Raw genomic sequence first — 17,940 nt, 5'->3', positions numbered from 1 at the left:
TTTACCATTTATTCCACTATATCATTCGTCGTCAAGTCACCAAGCTGCTCTGCCAATCCGATCAACAATCCTTCTACCCCACGTATATAACACAGTTTATAAACATTTTCAAAATTCACGACCTCTCCTACCATTTCGGCCTCCTGCTTTAATAAACGGTCCAGCAACTCTTCAAGATTATCCACACGAAACATAAGGCGCAGATAGCCAAGTGAATTTACCGGCGCCATTCTATAATCTGCAACCACTTGAGGCGATATAAATTGAGAAAGTTCTAGTCTACTATGTCCATCAGAAGTCACCATCATAGCTACTTCAACTTTCTGATCTCCAAGACCTGTTACCCGTCCAGGCCATTCTCCCTCTACCATGGTTCTTCTCTCCAACTGAAGTCCAATTTCTTCAAAAAACGAGATGGCTTTGTCCAATGAAGCTACAACAATGCCCATATTATTCATCTCGATTAAATTACTTTTGGTCATAGCAGCATGATTTAATTGTGTCCATAAATAAACTCTCACGAAATCATCCGACCAAAACCTGTGATAATTAATCGATCATCCGACAGTTCTAAAACAGCATATTGAGGGGGCAGCAATCAAGCCAATCTTTATACTTTTCTTATTACTTTGACCCACGGTGTTACTGATCAAAGCAATAATTAAGAACAGTATATTAAAAATACTCCTTGCCATAAGAGGTAGATTCTAATATAAGTGTACAGGTAAGATTCGGAGCAATTTACATTTAATAAAAAGTAAAACACTGTATTTCAACCACTAAAAGTAAAGAATAATTTAAACTTATGTTTCTTTTTAGTGAAATTGTTTTTTATGGCTGGGCATAAAAACAACAAAACCAACTGAAAAATCAGTTGGTTTTGTATTGTTTAAGCAGAGAGGAAGGGATTCGAACCCTCGATACGGTTGCCCGTATACTACCTTTCCAGGGTAGCTCCTTCAACCACTCGGACACCTCTCTGTAATATTTGTTCGCAAAAATAATGATTTCCTCGAGAGAAGCAAGAACTTACTTACACTTACTGTAAAAATAGTATCTTTATATAATGGGAACAAAGACATTATATCTTATCAGACATGCCAAAGCTGAAGAGCATTCCTTTTTAAAGAAAGATTTTGATCGCAACCTCGTAGATGAAGGCGTTCAGCGTGCCAACACGGTAGCTGTCAAACTCCAAGGCCATCTGAAGGAAGGTTCTATCCGAGTTATAAGCTCCACTGCATCACGTGCCAAACAAACAGCAGAAATATTCTGCAATCATATAGGCTATCCGATAGGGAATATTCAGCTGGAAGAGTCGCTTTACGAAGCATATCACCGAGACATTTTAGACGTCATCAACCGAGTGTCTGCCGCTGTGGATACCCTTTTGGTTTTCGGTCACAATCCAGGATTGTCCGAACTAACCAACTACCTCTGCAATAGTTACATAGAGCTTAAAACGGCACATGCGGCAAAAATTATCTTACCTGAAGGATTTGACTTCGATACACTATCAGGAGGAACTGCAGACTTAGAAACTATTATCACAGAATAAATTTCAGTACCTTCGTAGCTTATGGCAAACAGACTTCAACACGAACATTCACCTTATCTTAGGCAGCATGCCCATAATCCTGTGGACTGGTTCCCCTGGGGCAAGGAGGCTTTAGAGAGGGCACAAAAAGAAAATAAGCTCATCATCGTAAGTATTGGCTATTCAGCTTGCCATTGGTGTCATGTCATGGAAAGGGAAAGTTTTGAAAACCATGCCATCGCCGAGACGATGAACCGTTTTTTTATATCCGTGAAGGTGGATCGTGAAGAACGTCCCGACATCGATCAAATCTATATGATTGCCGTTCAGCTGATGACCAACTCCGGCGGATGGCCATTAAATGTCATCTGTCTTCCTGACGGCAGGCCAATCTATGGAGGCACCTATTTTAAGCCACATGACTGGCAAAATGTGCTCTTGCAAATCGCCAAAATGTGGGAAGAAACCCCGGAAATAGCAATAGATTATGCGGAGCGTCTTACCGCAGGAATACACAAAGCAGAAAGGCTACCTATAGCCCCTATTCCCGAACAATATACATTTGCTAATATAGAAGCTGTTGTTAAGCCGTGGAAAGCTCAATTTGACACGCAACACGGTGGCTATCGACGAGCACCAAAGTTTCCCTTACCCAACAACTGGCTCTTTCTCCTTAGATATGCTGTGTTAGCCAAAGATGAAGAAACATTGCAGCATGTACATTTCACCCTAGAAAAGATTGCCAATGGTGGTATTTACGACCATATTGGAGGAGGTTTTGCCCGCTATTCTGTAGATGGGAGATGGCACGTCCCGCACTTCGAAAAGATGCTGTACGACAACGGACAGCTTATCAGCCTTTATAGTGAGGCTTACCAGCAAAGCCCTAACTTACTTTACAAAAATGTGGTCTTTGAAACCATAGAATGGGCAAAAAGAGAAATGCTAGCTGATAATGGAGGCTTCTATTCAGCCCTAGATGCCGACAGCGAAGGTGTAGAAGGTAAATTTTATACCTTCGACTACGACGAATTTGACATCCTTGCAGAGGATGCCGAACTGGCAAGACATTATTTTAATGTGACCAAAGACGGCAATTGGTCAGAAGAACAGGTAAATGTACTGTTCGTGCGGGGCGAAGACCGCCGGCTCATCCATGAAGCCGGCTTTACGGAGGAAGAATGGGACGCCCACCTCAAAGACATAAAAAGTAGGCTGCTGGACTATCGCTGCCGTAGGGCACGCCCCGGACTGGATCATAAGCAGCTTACCTCTTGGAATGCCCTCATGTTGAAAGGCCTCACAGATGCTTACCGTACCTTCGGAGAAGAAGAACATCTGCTTTTGGCAAAAAACACGGCCCGCTTCATAGAGGATTATTGCTCTGTCGGTGATGAACTACTGCATCAGCCACAGGACAGCAACCGCAGCATCAGCGGCTTCCTTGACGACTACGCCTGCACTATAGAAGCATTTGTCGCACTCTATGAAACTACCTTCGACGAAGAATGGATACTCAAAGCCAAAGTTCTTGCGGAAAAAGCTATTACTCTCTTCTATGATGAGGAAGGTAAAACTTTCTACTATACCGCCAACAACACCGAGGAGCTCATCACTCGTAAGTCCGAAATCATGGATAACGTCATTCCTTCCTCCTCGTCTACCATGGTAAGACAGCTCTACCGTTTAGGACTGTTGTTTGATGAAGAAAACTTTACCGCTATTGCCGACCAAATCTTCGCCAATGTATTTCCATACATAAAAAGCTATGGTTCGGCCTATTCAAACTGGGCTATACAGCTGTTGGAACATCATTATGGCGTCCACGAGATTGCCCTGACAGGCCCCACAGCCCAAGCATGGCGCAAAGAGCTTGACAACAAGAAGTATATTCCCAACAAAATTTATCTCGGAGGAACAAAAAGTACACTTCCGTTGTTAGTAAATAGAGAACTATTGAAATCAAAAGCATACCTTTGTCGAAATAAAACATGTAGTCTACCGCAGTCGTCGATTACAGATTTGTTAGAATTAATTAAATAATAAACGAGAGGAAGCTCTCACAAACATTAAACAATGATTATAGAAAACAACAACGTAGTAACGTTGAATTACATTCTTCACACAATCGAAGAAAACGGTGAAAAACAGTTTGTTGAACAGACAACAACAGAAAATCCATTGACATTCTTATTTGGTGTTGGAATGATGTTGCCAAAATTCGAAGAAAACATCGCCGGTCTTCAACAAGGCGATAAGATTTCTTTCGACTTGGCGGCGGCTGATGCTTACGGCGAAAGAGATGATAGAGCTATCGCTCAATTGCCGGCAGATATGTTTAAAGATTTAGGATTACCTTCGTTGGGCGATGTATTGCCACTTCAAGACAACCAAGGTAACCAATTCCGCGCTGTAGTAGTGGATGTCACTCCTGAAGCGGTTATCGCTGACTTAAACCACCCAATGGCAGGCAAAACTTTAAGTTTCGACATCGAAATCTTAAACGTTCGTCCAGCAACTCAAGAAGAGTTAGCACATGGACATGCACACGGCATTGACGGTACTCACGGTCACTAATCGCTGACAAAAGATAAAAGGGGAATTTTTTCCCCTTTCTAGCTATTTTTTACCGCTCTCAGCATTTCTCTTTTTCCGGGAGCTCCAGGTGCTTTTTCTATGGAGAAGCCTAAAGCTCTCATACTGCGCTTCAGATTTCCCGTTATAGCATAGGTTACAAATACGCCTCCAGGCTTTAAAAACTGTGACACATGTGCCAACGTCTCTTCTGTCCACATTTCAGGCTGATGTACTGCCGCAAAGGCATCGAAATATACAACATCAAACATCTTCTCGGAAGTGAATTCCATCACCTTAGTATGGGCGATTTCGAGTAGTATATTAGCATCCATGGCCACGGAATGCCGCAAGGCCTCCTCATAATTTTCAATATAACTCTCCCATATTGCAGCATCCACATAATCGGCATAACCGATTTGCGCAATGACTTCCTTGCCCAAAGGAAAAGCTTCAATGCCGCAATAGTACAAATCAATACCATTGGAACGACAGAAATCCGCCGTAAGGATAAAATTAAGTCCCGTACCGAAACCTATTTCTAGCACTGACGCTCTTTTACTCTGCTCTTGATCCAGAAAAAACTGCAATCCCGACTTTAAAAACACATGCTTACTTTCCTGTAAAGCGCCGTGCTTGGAATGATAATGTTCTCCTACTTCTGCATTATATAGGGTCCTCGACCCATCTCCTGTCGTCACAAAATCCATAATCCTTATTTTTTCTGTCAAATCTAAAACAAAAAAACTATTTTAGCTGTAGAGAATCTCCAGTATGAAAGCTATTCTGAAAAATTATAACAGCATCATCCTCTTATTGATAGGTATTACCGTAGGAAGTTTGATAGGATTATTGTTTCCGGATTGGGTGACATATATCAAACCTATTGGAGATATTTTCCTAAATCTATTGTTTGTAGCAGTGATTCCATTGCTCTTTTTTGCGATTGCCTCCGCTATTGCCAACATAGAAAGCAACAACAAGCTAGGGAAAATTCTGGGTGTGATGTCTTTCGTTTTCATAAGTACCATAGCCATTGCCGCCATACTCACAATAGCAGGGTTGTGGGTCTTTCCCGTGACCGCGGTAAAGGAGAGTGCTGACGTCGCAGAAACGCTGAGTACGAATGCCAATGACACCTGGGGAGATAAAATCGTCCGCTTTCTCAGCGTCGGGGAATTTGTCAACCTTCTTTCACGTCAAAATATACTAGCATTCGTGATTTTTTCTTTCCTTGTAGGACTGTCGGTAAGAAAAAGTGGAGAAGCCGGGAAACCCTTTCTTTCCTTCCTTATCGCCGGAAATGAGGTTATGAAAAACCTCCTAACTATCATTATGCAGCTGGGTCCTATAGGCCTTGGTGCCTATTTTGCCTATCAGGTACAATCTCTGGGACCGGAGCTATTCGGCTTCTACGCCAAACCACTGGCTTTCTATTACATTTTCGGATTAGTCTTTTTCTTTGTGGTATTTAGCTTCTATGCCTTGTTAGCCAATGGTAGAAAAGGCATGAAAGACTATTGGAGAGCTAACATCACGCCATCACTGACCGCACTGAGCACATGTAGCAGCCTAGCCACCCTACCGGCAAACCTCCTTGCAGCAGGAAAAATGGGTATACCCAACTACATCAGCAGTGTCGTTATCCCCTTAGGCAACACACTCTACAAAAATGGTTCTTCCATATCTTCTATTTTGAAAATTTATGTGGCTTTTGCCATTTTGGAGTGGAACTTCTTCGAGCCTTCTACCCTCATCCTCGCGGTAGGCATTACGCTTTTGGTAAGCATCGTAGCCGGAGGAATCCCTAACGGCGGCTTTATCGGTGAAATGCTTATGATTTCCATCTACGGCATACCCAACGAAGCAGTACCTGCCATCATGATTATCGGTGCATTGGTAGACCCTCTAGCCACAGTACTAAATGCTACTGGCGACACCGTGGCCGCCATGCTCGTTACAAAACTTTCCAAAGAAAAATTTATTCTTTCCGAGGAAGAGCAGGCTGTCTGAATACTGTAAAATTTAAACAAAGAACTATTTCTTTTTACAACAAGAAAACTTACTGCTGATTATCAGTTATTTAAATTCTATTTAGAATAATTCTAAATACCCTGGTATTCTTGCTAAATTCACTCTTTCGCTTAGCTTTTCGTAATTTTGCAGTTGGTTTAGTTAAAAAATTGGCATGAAAAAAAGTTCAATCATTCTGATTGTAGTCATAGCTATTGCAATTGCTATGATTTTGGTGATTTACACGGATTCAAGTACTTATTCTACCTTTAGCGAAGCGAAAGAAAAGAAGACAGAGCTTTATGTTGTAGGGGTGTTGAATAAGGAAAAAGATTTGGTTTACGATCCGGTAAAAGATCCGAACCACTTCTCTTTCTATATGTACGACAAAGACAGTACAGAGTGTAAGGTAGTATTCAACGGTTCTAAACCACAAGATATAGAACGTTCGGAACAGATTGTGTTGACAGGAAAAATGGAAGGGGATGTTTTTCTTGCTTCCAAAATATTGATGAAATGTCCTTCAAAGTACAATAAAACGGAAATGGAAGTGAAAGAGGCTTCCGCTGTTCAGGCTTCTTTGTAATATAAAAAAACAGATATTTTCGATGGATATAAACTACGTAGGTGAAAACCTTTTGCCTGGTAAGATAGGACAGTTTTTTGTAGTGCTATCTTTTGGGGCAGCCTTATTTTCTTTTATCAGTTACTTTTTTGCGACAAAATCACCGGAAGAGAAGGGTTGGAAAACCATGGGCCGCATAGGCTTTATGATTAATGCCCTGTCGGTGGTGACCATAGGTACTCTGCTATTCTACATGATTTACAATCACATGTTCGAATACTACTATGTGTGGTCACACTCTGACACTTCTCTTCCAACACATTATATTATTTCATCATTCTGGGAAGGTCAAGAGGGTAGCTTCTGGCTATGGATGTTCTGGCAAGTTGTTATCGGCACTGTACTGCTTTTCCGTGCCAAGTCATGGGAGTCGCCGGTGATGACCTTTGTCATGTTGTGTCAGACTTTTTTAGGCAGCATGCTGTTGGGAGTAGAAATTTTGGGTAGCCGTATCGGCAGTTCTCCGTTCATCTTGTTGCGTGAAGCTATGGATGCCCCTATTTTCAAAGATCCTAACTATCTTTCCATGATTGATGGTAAAGGTCTTAACGCTTTATTGCAAAACTATTGGATGGTGATTCACCCTCCTACCTTGTTTTTAGGATTTGCATCCATGATAGTACCTTTTGCCTATGCGGCAGCAGGGCTATGGAAAAGACAATACAAAGAATGGCTGAAGCCCGGTCTACCATGGGCTCTCTTTGCTGTTATGATATTGGGTGCCGGAATCATTATGGGTTCATTCTGGGCCTATGAAGCCCTCAACTTTGGGGGTTTTTGGGCATGGGACCCTGTCGAAAACGTTTCTATCATCCCATGGTTGACATTAATAGCAGCCGTACACGTCATCTTGGCATACAATCATTCCGGACATGGTTATTTTACGGCTACTTTGCTTTCCTTGATAAGTTTTGTGTTGGTAATCTATGCCTCATACCTTACTCGTTCCGGTATCTTGGGAGAAACTTCCGTACACTCGTTTACCAGCTTGGGTATGTCAGGTCAGCTTATTGCCTTCAACCTTGTTTTTCTACTTATCATGATAGGCTTGTTGGTATGGTGCCGCAAAGAGCTGCCTCGTACACCAAAAGAGGAAGAAATCTATTCCCGAGAATTCTGGCTGTTTATCGGAGCACTTGTGCTAACCGTAGCCTGTGTGCAGATGATTGCGACGACGTCGATTCCTGTCTTCAACGCCCTGTTTGGCACAAAAGTAGCCCCTCCCATAGACCCTATAGCACATTATAACAAGTGGCAAGGTGCTTTCGCCGTAGTAGTATTACTGTTGACTGCTGTAACACAATTCCTAAAATATAAACGTACGGATGCAAGCAAGTTTTGGGCTTCGACACTTGCTTCCCTCATCGTTTCCATCTTCTTGGCTGCAGGGGCAATATACTTGACGAAAACGTACACCAATGTCATGTACATCCTGTTGATGTTTACAGGAATTTTCTGTGTGGTGGCCAACGTTCGTATCCTTGGAGATGCCATCAAAGGAAAGTGGAAGCTTACCGGCTCTGCCGTATCTCATATAGGTTTTGGATTCTTGGTATTGGGGGCTTTGGTAGCCGCTGCGACCAACGAAGTGATTTCTATCAACCAAAGTGGATATATAGGGGTAAAAAACTTCGGTAAAGAGGGCGACAAATTTACTGATCCTGGAGAAAACCTCTTCCTAACCGAAGGAGAGCCTATCCAAATGGGTGAATATCGCATCACCTACATTGGAGATAGCGTTGCTGCTCCGAATGTTTTCTATCATATCAAGTACGAAAAGATAGATGAGGAAACCGGCAAAGTTAAGGAGTCGTTTGTCCTTAGCCCTTTTGCTCAGAACAACCCGGAAATGGGAGGACTGATAGGAACACCTGACACACGTCATTACCTCACTCACGACATATACACCCTGATCACAGCTGCAGCAGCAGATTCACACGCCCCTCTATCCAAAGTCAATGCCGATGAGCAGACCGGCTTTGAAGATTATGAGGAGCCTGCAACATTCTTGGTAAACATTGGAGACACCTTGCGCTACCGAAATGGTATCTTCGTCATTGAAGGGGTAAACAAAAGTGCAAAACTGCAGAATATTCCGCTTAAGGAAAATGACGTCATCCTAGGATTGAAAATCAAAGTTATCGCAGCAGACCAAAAGGAATATCATGCGGAGCCTATTTTCCTACTAAAAGATGGCCATGCTTACGACTTCAACAAAGATGTGGAAGAGCAGGGACTCAAATTCCGATTCACCAATATTCTTCCGGACAAAGACAAGCTGGAAATCATGCTTTACCAAAAGCCTCTTCCAGAGAAAAAATGGATAGTATTCAAAGCTATAAAATTCCCATATATCAATTTCTTCTGGGCAGGAACGGTCATCATGACCATAGGTTTTATTATGGCCATTATTCGCCGTATTCAGGAGAATAAATCAAAAGCGAACGCATAAGAAATGTAGGATGGAAATCGTTTTCATTGGCAGCGGCAATATAGCATCACACCTTGCTAAAGCATTTCATGCTAATGGAAATATTATCCGTCAGATATATAGCCGTACCCTAGCCCATGCCCAAACATTGGCTAGGGACGTTAATGCCGCACCGACGGATAGCTTAAAACATCTTGTTCCCGATGCCGACCTATACATCATCGCGGTAGCAGATGATGCCATCCCTTCCGTCATACGTCAGCTCCCCAAAACTTTGAAAGGTATTGTAGTACATACCTCAGGAGCTACTTCCTTAGATATTTTACAGGAATTCCAACATTTTGGGGTTATCTATCCTCCTCAAAGTATTAACAAACATATTGATACCGATTTTTCAAAGATTTCTTTTGGTGTAGAAGCCAATACCGAAGAAAACTTACGGCTGCTCTTCAATACGTTGAAGTCTATAGCTCCCAAGACCTTTGCCTGCAACAGCCAGCAACGGTTGGCTTTACATGTCGCTGCAGTGATAGCCAATAACTTTAGCAATGCTCTCTTTCAGATGGCATACGACATCCTGCAACACGAACAGTTGGACTTCGAGCTGCTCAAACCTATAATTTTGGAAACGGCTCATAAGGTGCAGTACCACCCACCTTACGAAACCCAGACAGGTCCCGCCCGCAGAGGTGATTATAAAGTGATTGATAAGCATTTAGAATTCTTAAGCCAACAGCCTGAGGAACGCAAAATATATCAATTATTGACCGATTTTATTATTAAAAGATACCAGAAATAAGCCTTTAATTATAAAAAAAGTAAAAATTCACCTACCTATCCGAATCCTCAAATTACTTTCTAATTTTGTCAAACAAATTCGGATATTTAAAGTATATATTAATATATAAACTATATCATGGCAGTAAGAAAACTGATTCTTATAATCATCACGGCGATAAACCTTGTTATTATATCTTTTGGTATAATATTCACGCCGAGATGGTTTTGGTTATTGCTTATCCCTATTCCTTTATTGATTGTAGCAATCTACCACAGTTTACAGACGAAACATGCAATCTTACGTAACTATCCTTTGGTAGGTGCATTCCGTTATTTCTTTGAATCTTTCCGTCCCGAGCTGAGACAATATTTCTGGGAGTCAGATACAGACGGAAGACCTTTTAACCGTAGACAACGTTCTATTGTATACCAAAGAGCGAAAAACCAGCGAGAGACGGTAGCTTTCGGTATGCAACAAGACCCTCAGGCGGTAGGCAACGAATGGGTAGCGCATTCAATATTCCCTACACATATAGAAAACCATGACCTTCGCGTCCTTGTAGGAAACAAAGCTTGTAAGCAACCTTACAACATGAGTATCTTCAACATTTCGGCGATGAGTTATGGTGCCTTGAGTAAAACCGCCATCGAAGCCTTAAACAAAGGTGCCGCATTGCAAGGTTTTGCTCACAACACCGGAGAGGGTGGTATTAGTGATTATCATATCAATGGCGGGGACCTTATCTGGCAGATAGGTACCGGATATTTTGGATGTCGCGACGAGAATGGATACTTCAATGCCGAGTTGTTCACGGAAAAGGCCAACAGACCCTACGTAAAGATGATCGAATTGAAAATCTCACAAGGGGCAAAACCAGGCCACGGCGGTATCTTACCTGCGGCAAAAAACACACCTGAAGTGGCTAGAATCCGTCACGTCGTGCCGGGTACCGACGTGCTTTCTCCTCCGGCACACAGCGCATTTTCCAACCCCGTAGAGATGATGCACTTCATACAGAAGCTGCGTGAACTGTCAGGCTATAAGCCTGTAGGTTTCAAAATCTGTATCGGCGACAGACAGGAGTTTTTGGATATCTGTAAAGCTATGCAAGACACGCAGATATTCCCTGATTTCATCGCCATAGACGGTGCTGAAGGAGGTACAGGAGCTGCACCTCTGGAATTTACGGACAACCTAGGTATGCCGCTGTATGATGCCTTGGCCTTCGCTACCAAAACATTAATCAGCTACGGGCTGAAGAAACATATCAAAATCATTGCCTCCGGCAAAATCATCACCGGCTTCGACTTATTGAAAGTCTTGGCCTTAGGAGCTGATGCTTGCTATAGCGCCCGCGGAATGATGTTTGCCTTAGGATGTATCCAAGCACTCAAATGTAATGAAGACGTCTGTCCGGTAGGTGTAGCAACACAGCGACCTCACCTATACAAAGGACTAGACGTTCAGGATAAACATGTGCGTGTAGCACAATTCCACCGCAATACCTTGCGTGCTACCGTAGAAATCATGGAAGCCTGTGGATTCAAGACCGTAGACGACATTACGGCAGACAAATTCTACAGAAAAGTAGATGCTATCACCACGTTAAGCTTCCACGAAATTTACTTCAAAGACACAGGAAGGTATATTAAAAAAGAAAACACCTTTGAAAAGGAAGACTTCTTGAAAGATGATTGATTAGGGTAACAAAAAAAGGTCGACGAAAGTTGACCTTTTTATTTTATATTATGAAAAACTTTATCCAAGATACGTTGCGCGGCCTGTAACTCCTGCAAATCCAGACCTTCCGTAGCTTCTTTCAATGTCAAGGCGGACTGCCGCATGCCCTCCTCCTTCAAGCGACGCCCCTCCTTAGTAAGATATATAAGATTAGAACGACGATCTTTCTTATCGTTGACACGGATTACTAAAGACATTTTCTCCAAATTGTTAATCAATCGCGTAATACTAGGTTTATCTCTATAGGTCAGATTAGCAAGTTCCTGCTGCGTCAAGCCTTCCTCTCTCCACAAATGATATAATATAGTCCATTGCTCGGCAGTAATGTTCAACTTAGCCGCTTTCAGATTACGCTGTAATCTCCTTGAGATTGCAGTCGAAACTTTCCCCGTCAAGAAAGAATAAAATTCTTCCGATAAAACTAGTGTTTCGTTCATGATTAGCTTATAATTTAGGTTGTTTATGCAATTAAGCAAGATTATTTTAATAATACAAATTTTTTATAAAAATTGTATATAATGCGTATATTTAAATTATGGAAAACTATTGGGTCATAATCTTTTTTGTAATAGCTTTTGTCATAAATGTTTCTAGAAATTATCAGAAAGAACAGGAAAAAGCCAAAAGGAGAATGTCCCAACAAAGGCCTGTCCGCCCTAAGTCTTCACCACTCCCACAATCACAGCCTGAGCTCAAACCAGCTCCCCCAATAGTGGAAAAGTCTGTCTATACCAAATTGGAGAAAACCGCTCTGATCGAAGAGTCTATGCCCGAAGAGGTATTGGCACTGAAGCGCAGTAGAGAATTGAAGGAAAAAGAAAAGGCCATCAAGCTACATAAAGCGCAGCAAGCCCAAAAGGAAACTGTAGAAAAGGAGAAAATATTCGACTTACGTACAGCAATAATACAGTCTGCTATATTAGAAAGACCTTACCAGTAAGATTTACCTACAGTAATGAGAATTTATCAGCATCCTTAAGAAAAGGGAACTGCTCTCTCGCTTTAATGAGATCCTTAGGATTTAACGTGAAGGTATAAAGGTCCTCATCTTCCGGCTTATAATATACCACATCTCCCAGAGGAGAAATACACATCGAACCGCCCGAATAGTACACTTCGTTGCCGTCGTGTCCTACGCGGTTTACACCTATCACATAAGCTTGGTTTTCTATTGCCCTTGCCGGAATCAAAGCTCTCCAATGTGCTGAACGCTTATCCGGCCAACTAGCGATATATACCAAGAGATCATAACCATTCTCCACATTGCGGGACCATACCGGAAAACGTAAATCATAGCATATCATTGGACATATCTTCCACCCTTTCAGCTCGAAAATGATACGTGAATTGCCGGGGGTAAAATCTTTGTCCTCTTGTGCCAAGGCAAAGAGATGTCTCTTGTCATAATACACATAGCTACCATCGGCCGACATCCACACAAAGCGGTTAAAGTATTGGTCGTTCTCTTTAATGATTAAGGAGCCTGCTACTACACAGTCAAAAGTTTTAGCCGTATTGTACAACCAGCGCATAGTCATGCCGTCCATAGCCTCAGCACATTTCTCCACATTGGTCGTAAATCCTGTATTAAACATTTCAGGAAGGAGGATTAAATCTGTTTTCTCACGTAAAGCGGATAATCTCAAACTTAGATTTTGAAGATTCTTCTCTACGTTTTCCCAGAATAGGTAAGCTTGAAATATTGTTATTTTAATAGGCTCCATCAAGTAACTTTCCTTATACAAAATGTTTATTACAAATACTTTAAAAATATAAGACTTTTTTATGATTCACACAAAATTATTTGGTGCGGTGCAATAAGTTGTCTGCTAAAACGTATAAATCCTCTTTATTTTCACGAGGGACCGAAATGCTGTCTAGGTTTTTCAAAGCTTTGCTTGAATACTCTTCCTTTAACGTATTAGCCTGCTCAAATATTTTATACTTGTCGTATAATTTTTTCATACGCCTTACCTTTTCTACACTATCCTGACCGTTTAGCTGTAGAATGGCGTCAAATTCTGTTTTGTCCCCTTCCGTAAGAGCTCTCTTCAGGAGAATATGCAAAATGGTTTTCTTATTAGCAATAATATCGCCTCCCACTTGTTTTCCGAAGGTTTCAGGATCTCCGAAAGTATCCAAGATATCGTCCTGCAGTTGAAAAGCTATGCCTAGATTTTCACCAAAATCATACAGACGTTGAATGTTATCCACATCCGCTTCCGCGATAATCGCGCCCATCTCTAAAGCTCCCCCCAACAATACGGATGTTTTCAGGCGTATCATCTCTATATACTCGTCTTGCGAAACATCGTTACGCTGCTCAAAATCCATATCATGCTGCTGTCCCTCACACACTTCCAGTGCTACACGGTTAAAGGTCTTCAACAGGGCCGGAACACTTTTCGAAGGGCACTTGGACAATTCCTCATAAGACTTCACCAGCAAGGCATCCCCCGACAGGATAGCCGTATTGTCATCCCACTTTTGATGAACAGTCTGCTTACCTCTACGCAGTGGAGCCTTATCCATGATATCATCGTGCATCAACGAAAAGTTGTGGAAATATTCCACCGCAATAGAGGCTGGAAGTACGTCATCCAGCTCCTTATATCCAAACAAGCTAGCCCCCATAAACACCAACTGCGGACGTATTCTCTTTCCGGAAAGCGATAAGATGTACTCTATAGGTTCGTATAAGTTTGTCGGTGACTCAGGAAGATTGAGATTTGCTAAAGCATGGCTGATCTTCTCAGCATAATACGGATTTCCAAACATATCTGATATTAGAATAACCATACGAAGATACACATATATTTTTTAAGGCTTTTACATTTCCTTGCAAATTGCCTCTAGTATTAGTATTATATTTGTACAAATTACCATGCATGCGAATACTAGTAGTCCATAATTACTATCAGCATAAAGGCGGTGAAGATGTAGTCTTTCGTCAAGAAGTGGAAGCCCTCCAACAGATAATGCCGATAGAAACCCTAACCTTCCAAAACAGGAAAGGTTTTGCAGGGCTACTTCAGTTTGCATTATATCCTTGGAACCCCTTTGCTGCACGCAAGATTGTTCGGAAAGCCAAAGAATGTGGAGCTGATATCGTACACTTTCATAACCTACATTATGCTATAGGCCCCTTGGCTATACGTCACCTGCATAAGGCTGGTTTTAAAACCATACAGACCTTACACAACCATCGACTTTTGGACCCTTCCGCAACCTTATTTGTGCGCAATAAAGTCTTTTTGGATACTATAGATAGGGTATTTCCGTGGAAGTCTGTATGGCAAAAGTCATTGGATAACTCTCTGCTAAAAACATTCTGGACAGCGTGGACCTATTATATCCACCATAAACTAAATACGTGGAAGATGGTAGACCGCTATCTGGTATTCTCACAGTTTATGAAAAGCCTGATTCTCAGATCTCCAAAAAACATTCAAGAAGCGCGAATAACTGTAAAAACGAATGCGGTAGAAAAACCTTCTTCCGCTGCATTAACCCCTCGGGAAGATTTTTTTCTCTACATAGGCAGGTTGTCGCAGGAAAAAGGTGTGGAATCTCTGCTGGAGGCTTTCAAGACGTACAGTCAACAGCGGCTGGTCATCTATGGCGATGGACCGCTACGAGCAGCGGTAGAGCTAGCATCCAAACAACACCACAATATCATCTATAAAGGTTTTCAACCCAAAGAGGTTTTGGCCTCTGCCCTAGCATCATGTCAAGCGCTCATCGTTCCTTCCATCTGTCTTGAAGGTATGCCGATGACACTATTGGAAGCCTATGCCTTGGGAACACCGGTTCTAGCCAGCAATCTAGGCGTATTAAGCGAAATAGTCATCAACGGCAAAACAGGTTTGCATGTTGAAGCCAACAACCCGAAAGACCTAGGTGAAACAGTGAAACAGTTCGCCCTTCTGGACAAAGAAGAAAAACAATTTATGAGCGATAATTGTCTTAAGGAGTACGAGGAGAAGTACACTCTGGACAAAAACGTTCAACAGCTTATCCAGGTTTATAAAGAAATTATAGCATCAGCATAAAAACGAATACTATGAATAGCATCATAATAATGGACCCATTGGGGTTAGCTCCCCAAATCAAAGAAGTACTAGCGACAGTTTACGATCCGGAACTTAGACCTGCTAATATCCTAGATTTGGGATTGGTATACGAAATCATCACCAAAGAAGGAGGAATTGCCAAAGTGGTGATGACCTTAACTGCTCCCGGATGCCCTGTTGCCGGAGACATCATTGACGAAGTACAACGTAAGGTAGCTGCTATCCCCGGCGTAACGGAAGCTTTGGTGGAACTAACATTCGATCCACCATGGACTAAGGATATGATGAGTGAAGAAGCTAAGCTGGAACTAGGACTACTCTAGTTCCTTTTCCTGCACAGAAGCTTCCAGCTCCTCTAAAGTCTTTCGAGCTTTGGAAGCTTTCTGCTCCTTCCCAAAAAGAGCGTTCCATATATTTCGCGACTCCTTGGTCAATAATGGGGAAATAACAGATAAAAGAAGAACATATACCACCACAAAGGATTGAAGCACCGGTAATAGTCCTCCCGCCTTGCCGATATTGGCCATAATGATGGAAAACTCTCCTCTAGCAGATAAGGTAAAGCCTATATCAAAGGAGCTACGCGGCTTAAGTTTAGAAAAATACGCCGCAAAATAGCCGGAGGCAATATTACCCAGTACGGTGACAAATGCCGCTAAAGCACCCCATCCCACAGCTCCTCCCAACGAATAGATATCTATTGAAAGGCCAAAGCTGAAGAAAAACATAGCTCCGAAGAAGTCCTTATATGGCAATACCATGCTTTCTATCTTCTTAAGATATTTGGAGTCCGCAAAGACAAGCCCTGCCATCAGTGCCCCTATAGCTTCCGCCACATGTATGGTCTCCGAAAAGCCGGCAATCACAAACAACAGACTGAAGATAATAAGAATAAAAAGTTCTGAAGACTTGTCGTGAAGAATCTTATCTATGGAAGGAACCAACTTGCGTCCGAAAATAAGAAAGGCAAGAATAAAACCCAAAGCCAAAAGGGAGGTGCCCAACACAGACCAAAAGGAAGTTCCCCCCGTCAATATCAATCCGGAAAGGAAGGAAATATGCATCGCAATAAACAAATCGTCGAACATGATCATGCCCATGATGACCTCCGTCTCGGGATTCGCCGTACGCTTCAAGTCTGTCAGCACCTTGGCCACAATAGCTGTAGATGAACTTGTCATCAAACCGCAGAGCACCATCATCTCTTTGAATGGAAGATTCATCAACCACCCTATCAACAAGCCGGAAACAAAATTAAGAAAGACATATAAAGTCCCTCCCGTGACTATAGACTTCCCAGATTTAAGTAGACGGCTAACAGAGAACTCCAACCCCAAATAAAAAAGAAGAAACAGGACCCCCAGCCGCCCCATAAAGTCTATAAAAGGCTTGCTCTCTGAAAAAGTAAAAAAAGCCCACACCTTATCCACCCACGAGGTAATATCCGGATTATTGACGTATGCAAGAAAATCAGCAACAAAAGAAGGGTATTCCTTATTGCCCAATATCATACCTATAATTATAAAAAAGGGGATAACAGAAAAGCGAAGTCTGTTTGCCAACAGCCCCACCAACGCGACTAAGAAAACAGCTATTCCTATTTCTAAAATTATGATATGCGACATAAATACGTATTAAACTAATAACTCTTTCAGCAACTTAATATGTTTGGCTTTTCCTGCAATGACAAGTGTATCTCCCGGTTCGATGACATAATCCGGTCCAGGATTTATTTTGGTTTCTTTGTCTTTGATCGCAGCAATGATGGATGCTCCCGTCTTTTGACGCACGTTAAGCTCACCTATACTTTTGTTTACCCCGTCACTTGAAGGCCCTACTTTATACCATTCTATTCGAAGGTCGTCCAAGGCTACCTCTATAGTCTCCAAAGCCTTAGGCTTATAAGATAGGCCTCCTATTATCCCTGCCAGCTGACGGGATTCTTCGTCCGATAATGTCATCACACAACGCGTTTCATTATCTTCTTCATCATGACGGTATAATTCACGACGACCGTCATCATGAATCACCACGACCATATTGTCTCCGGCATCCGTTTCTATCTGAAACTTCTTGCCAATACCAATAAGATCACTTTCTCGAACTACTGACATAGCAATATATATTAGTTTATATCTAAATTTTGATTACCTCTAATTTAGTAAA

General features: G+C 42.0%; 18 protein-coding genes and 1 tRNA gene. 11 read left to right on the top strand and 8 right to left on the bottom strand.

Annotated features, from left to right (window positions below):
• Positions 1-8: 8 nt before the first annotated feature.
• Complete coding sequence (locus ABD873_RS08110; protein WP_345067058.1) at positions 9-482, bottom strand: VOC family protein; 474 nt, start codon at positions 480-482, stop codon at positions 9-11.
• A 412-nt stretch (positions 483-894) separates the two neighbouring features.
• Positions 895-981 (bottom strand) — tRNA-Ser (locus tag ABD873_RS08105).
• An 85-nt stretch (positions 982-1,066) separates the two neighbouring features.
• On the opposite strand from ABD873_RS08105, the gene ABD873_RS08100 reads away from it, so the two are divergent.
• Genes ABD873_RS08100 through ABD873_RS08090 form a run of 3 tightly spaced genes read left to right on the top strand, consistent with a single transcriptional unit; the run spans position 1,067 to position 4,114 of the window.
• Positions 1,067-1,558, top strand: a complete 492-nt coding sequence (locus ABD873_RS08100) for a SixA phosphatase family protein (protein ID WP_345067056.1) — start codon at positions 1,067-1,069, stop codon at positions 1,556-1,558.
• Between the two features lie 21 nt (positions 1,559-1,579).
• A complete protein-coding gene (locus ABD873_RS08095; protein ID WP_345067053.1) occupies positions 1,580-3,580 on the top strand; it encodes a thioredoxin domain-containing protein in 2,001 nt (666 codons plus the stop codon).
• A 33-nt stretch (positions 3,581-3,613) separates the two neighbouring features.
• The gene (locus tag ABD873_RS08090; protein ID WP_039052775.1) at positions 3,614-4,114 is read left to right on the top strand and encodes an FKBP-type peptidyl-prolyl cis-trans isomerase; all 501 of its coding nucleotides are present in this window, start codon (positions 3,614-3,616) and stop codon (positions 4,112-4,114) included.
• Positions 4,115-4,152: 38 nt separating this feature from the next.
• On the opposite strand, the gene mnmC2 is transcribed toward ABD873_RS08090, so the two are convergent.
• Positions 4,153-4,821, bottom strand: a complete 669-nt coding sequence (mnmC2, locus tag ABD873_RS08085) for a tRNA (5-methylaminomethyl-2-thiouridine)(34)-methyltransferase MnmC2 (protein WP_039052774.1) — start codon at positions 4,819-4,821, stop codon at positions 4,153-4,155.
• Positions 4,822-4,885: 64 nt separating this feature from the next.
• On the opposite strand from mnmC2, the gene ABD873_RS08080 reads away from it, so the two are divergent.
• From ABD873_RS08080 to ABD873_RS08060, 5 genes are all read left to right on the top strand, one after another.
• The gene (locus ABD873_RS08080) at positions 4,886-6,124 is read left to right on the top strand and encodes a dicarboxylate/amino acid:cation symporter (protein WP_345067048.1); all 1,239 of its coding nucleotides are present in this window, start codon (positions 4,886-4,888) and stop codon (positions 6,122-6,124) included.
• Positions 6,125-6,299: 175 nt separating this feature from the next.
• The gene (locus ABD873_RS08075; RefSeq protein ID WP_039052773.1) at positions 6,300-6,710 is read left to right on the top strand and encodes a cytochrome c maturation protein CcmE domain-containing protein; all 411 of its coding nucleotides are present in this window, start codon (positions 6,300-6,302) and stop codon (positions 6,708-6,710) included.
• A 22-nt stretch (positions 6,711-6,732) separates the two neighbouring features.
• Positions 6,733-9,201: a cytochrome c biogenesis protein CcsA gene (ccsA, locus tag ABD873_RS08070; protein WP_345067043.1), complete on the top strand. Its 2,469-nt coding sequence runs from the start codon at positions 6,733-6,735 to the stop codon at positions 9,199-9,201.
• 10 nt (positions 9,202-9,211) lie between these two features.
• Positions 9,212-9,979, top strand: coding sequence for a Rossmann-like and DUF2520 domain-containing protein (locus tag ABD873_RS08065; protein ID WP_345067040.1), 768 nt, complete (start codon positions 9,212-9,214; stop codon positions 9,977-9,979).
• 117 nt (positions 9,980-10,096) lie between these two features.
• Entirely contained in the window at positions 10,097-11,659 is a 1,563-nt protein-coding gene (locus ABD873_RS08060) for an FMN-binding glutamate synthase family protein (protein WP_052258508.1), read from the top strand.
• 38 nt (positions 11,660-11,697) lie between these two features.
• Here the strand turns inward: ABD873_RS08060 and ABD873_RS08055 are convergent, their stop codons facing one another.
• Positions 11,698-12,138 carry a MarR family winged helix-turn-helix transcriptional regulator gene (locus ABD873_RS08055; protein ID WP_039052772.1) on the bottom strand — a complete coding sequence of 147 codons (441 nt, stop codon included), beginning with the start codon at positions 12,136-12,138 and terminating at the stop codon, positions 11,698-11,700.
• A gap of 98 nt (positions 12,139-12,236) precedes the next feature.
• Here ABD873_RS08055 and ABD873_RS08050 point away from each other — a divergent pair, with 98 nt between their 5' ends.
• Entirely contained in the window at positions 12,237-12,641 is a 405-nt protein-coding gene (locus ABD873_RS08050) for a hypothetical protein (protein ID WP_345067035.1), read from the top strand.
• Positions 12,642-12,648: 7 nt separating this feature from the next.
• On the opposite strand, the gene ABD873_RS08045 is transcribed toward ABD873_RS08050, so the two are convergent.
• Positions 12,649-13,425, bottom strand: coding sequence for an amidohydrolase (locus ABD873_RS08045; protein WP_345067032.1), 777 nt, complete (start codon positions 13,423-13,425; stop codon positions 12,649-12,651).
• Between the two features lie 76 nt (positions 13,426-13,501).
• Entirely contained in the window at positions 13,502-14,500 is a 999-nt protein-coding gene (locus ABD873_RS08040; RefSeq protein ID WP_345067029.1) for a polyprenyl synthetase family protein, read from the bottom strand.
• 89 nt (positions 14,501-14,589) lie between these two features.
• Between ABD873_RS08040 and ABD873_RS08035 the strand changes: the two genes are divergently transcribed.
• Together ABD873_RS08035 and ABD873_RS08030 are read left to right on the top strand one after the other, a co-directional pair.
• Positions 14,590-15,753: a glycosyltransferase family 4 protein gene (locus ABD873_RS08035; protein ID WP_345067027.1), complete on the top strand. Its 1,164-nt coding sequence runs from the start codon at positions 14,590-14,592 to the stop codon at positions 15,751-15,753.
• Positions 15,754-15,764: 11 nt separating this feature from the next.
• The gene (locus tag ABD873_RS08030; RefSeq protein ID WP_052258504.1) at positions 15,765-16,097 is read left to right on the top strand and encodes a metal-sulfur cluster assembly factor; all 333 of its coding nucleotides are present in this window, start codon (positions 15,765-15,767) and stop codon (positions 16,095-16,097) included.
• On the opposite strand, the gene ABD873_RS08025 is transcribed toward ABD873_RS08030, so the two are convergent.
• Both ABD873_RS08025 and ABD873_RS08020 read right to left on the bottom strand, forming a co-directional pair.
• Complete coding sequence (locus ABD873_RS08025) at positions 16,089-17,399, bottom strand: cation:proton antiporter (RefSeq protein ID WP_345067024.1); 1,311 nt, start codon at positions 17,397-17,399, stop codon at positions 16,089-16,091. The genes ABD873_RS08030 and ABD873_RS08025 overlap by 9 nt on opposite strands.
• A gap of 9 nt (positions 17,400-17,408) precedes the next feature.
• Positions 17,409-17,888, bottom strand: a complete 480-nt coding sequence (locus ABD873_RS08020; protein ID WP_345067021.1) for a cation:proton antiporter regulatory subunit — start codon at positions 17,886-17,888, stop codon at positions 17,409-17,411.
• Positions 17,889-17,940 lie beyond the last annotated feature (52 nt).

Source organism: Sphingobacterium thermophilum (assembly GCF_039541675.1).
Classification (GTDB): Bacteria; Bacteroidota; Bacteroidia; order Sphingobacteriales; family Sphingobacteriaceae; genus Sphingobacterium; species Sphingobacterium thermophilum.
The sequence above is the reverse complement of the archived record's forward strand: the minus strand, read 5'-3'. Positions and strand labels throughout refer to the sequence as shown.

Bases quoted from the DNA above. Each gene is read 5' to 3' on its own strand.
- ABD873_RS08110 (WP_345067058.1), bottom strand. From the start codon at position 482: ATGACCAAAAGTAATTTAATCGAGATGAATAATATGGGCATTGTTGTA.
- ABD873_RS08100 (WP_345067056.1), top strand. From the start codon at position 1,067: ATGGGAACAAAGACATTATATCTTATCAGACATGCCAAAGCTGAAGAG.
- ABD873_RS08095 (WP_345067053.1), top strand. From the start codon at position 1,580: ATGGCAAACAGACTTCAACACGAACATTCACCTTATCTTAGGCAGCAT.
- ABD873_RS08090 (WP_039052775.1), top strand. From the start codon at position 3,614: ATGATTATAGAAAACAACAACGTAGTAACGTTGAATTACATTCTTCAC.
- mnmC2 (WP_039052774.1), bottom strand. From the start codon at position 4,821: ATGGATTTTGTGACGACAGGAGATGGGTCGAGGACCCTATATAATGCA.
- ABD873_RS08080 (WP_345067048.1), top strand. From the start codon at position 4,886: ATGAAAGCTATTCTGAAAAATTATAACAGCATCATCCTCTTATTGATA.
- ABD873_RS08075 (WP_039052773.1), top strand. From the start codon at position 6,300: ATGAAAAAAAGTTCAATCATTCTGATTGTAGTCATAGCTATTGCAATT.
- ccsA (WP_345067043.1), top strand. From the start codon at position 6,733: ATGGATATAAACTACGTAGGTGAAAACCTTTTGCCTGGTAAGATAGGA.
- ABD873_RS08065 (WP_345067040.1), top strand. From the start codon at position 9,212: ATGGAAATCGTTTTCATTGGCAGCGGCAATATAGCATCACACCTTGCT.
- ABD873_RS08060 (WP_052258508.1), top strand. From the start codon at position 10,097: ATGGCAGTAAGAAAACTGATTCTTATAATCATCACGGCGATAAACCTT.
- ABD873_RS08055 (WP_039052772.1), bottom strand. From the start codon at position 12,138: ATGAACGAAACACTAGTTTTATCGGAAGAATTTTATTCTTTCTTGACG.
- ABD873_RS08050 (WP_345067035.1), top strand. From the start codon at position 12,237: ATGGAAAACTATTGGGTCATAATCTTTTTTGTAATAGCTTTTGTCATA.
- ABD873_RS08045 (WP_345067032.1), bottom strand. From the start codon at position 13,425: ATGGAGCCTATTAAAATAACAATATTTCAAGCTTACCTATTCTGGGAA.
- ABD873_RS08040 (WP_345067029.1), bottom strand. From the start codon at position 14,500: ATGGTTATTCTAATATCAGATATGTTTGGAAATCCGTATTATGCTGAG.
- ABD873_RS08035 (WP_345067027.1), top strand. From the start codon at position 14,590: ATGCGAATACTAGTAGTCCATAATTACTATCAGCATAAAGGCGGTGAA.
- ABD873_RS08030 (WP_052258504.1), top strand. From the start codon at position 15,765: ATGAATAGCATCATAATAATGGACCCATTGGGGTTAGCTCCCCAAATC.
- ABD873_RS08025 (WP_345067024.1), bottom strand. From the start codon at position 17,399: ATGTCGCATATCATAATTTTAGAAATAGGAATAGCTGTTTTCTTAGTC.
- ABD873_RS08020 (WP_345067021.1), bottom strand. From the start codon at position 17,888: ATGTCAGTAGTTCGAGAAAGTGATCTTATTGGTATTGGCAAGAAGTTT.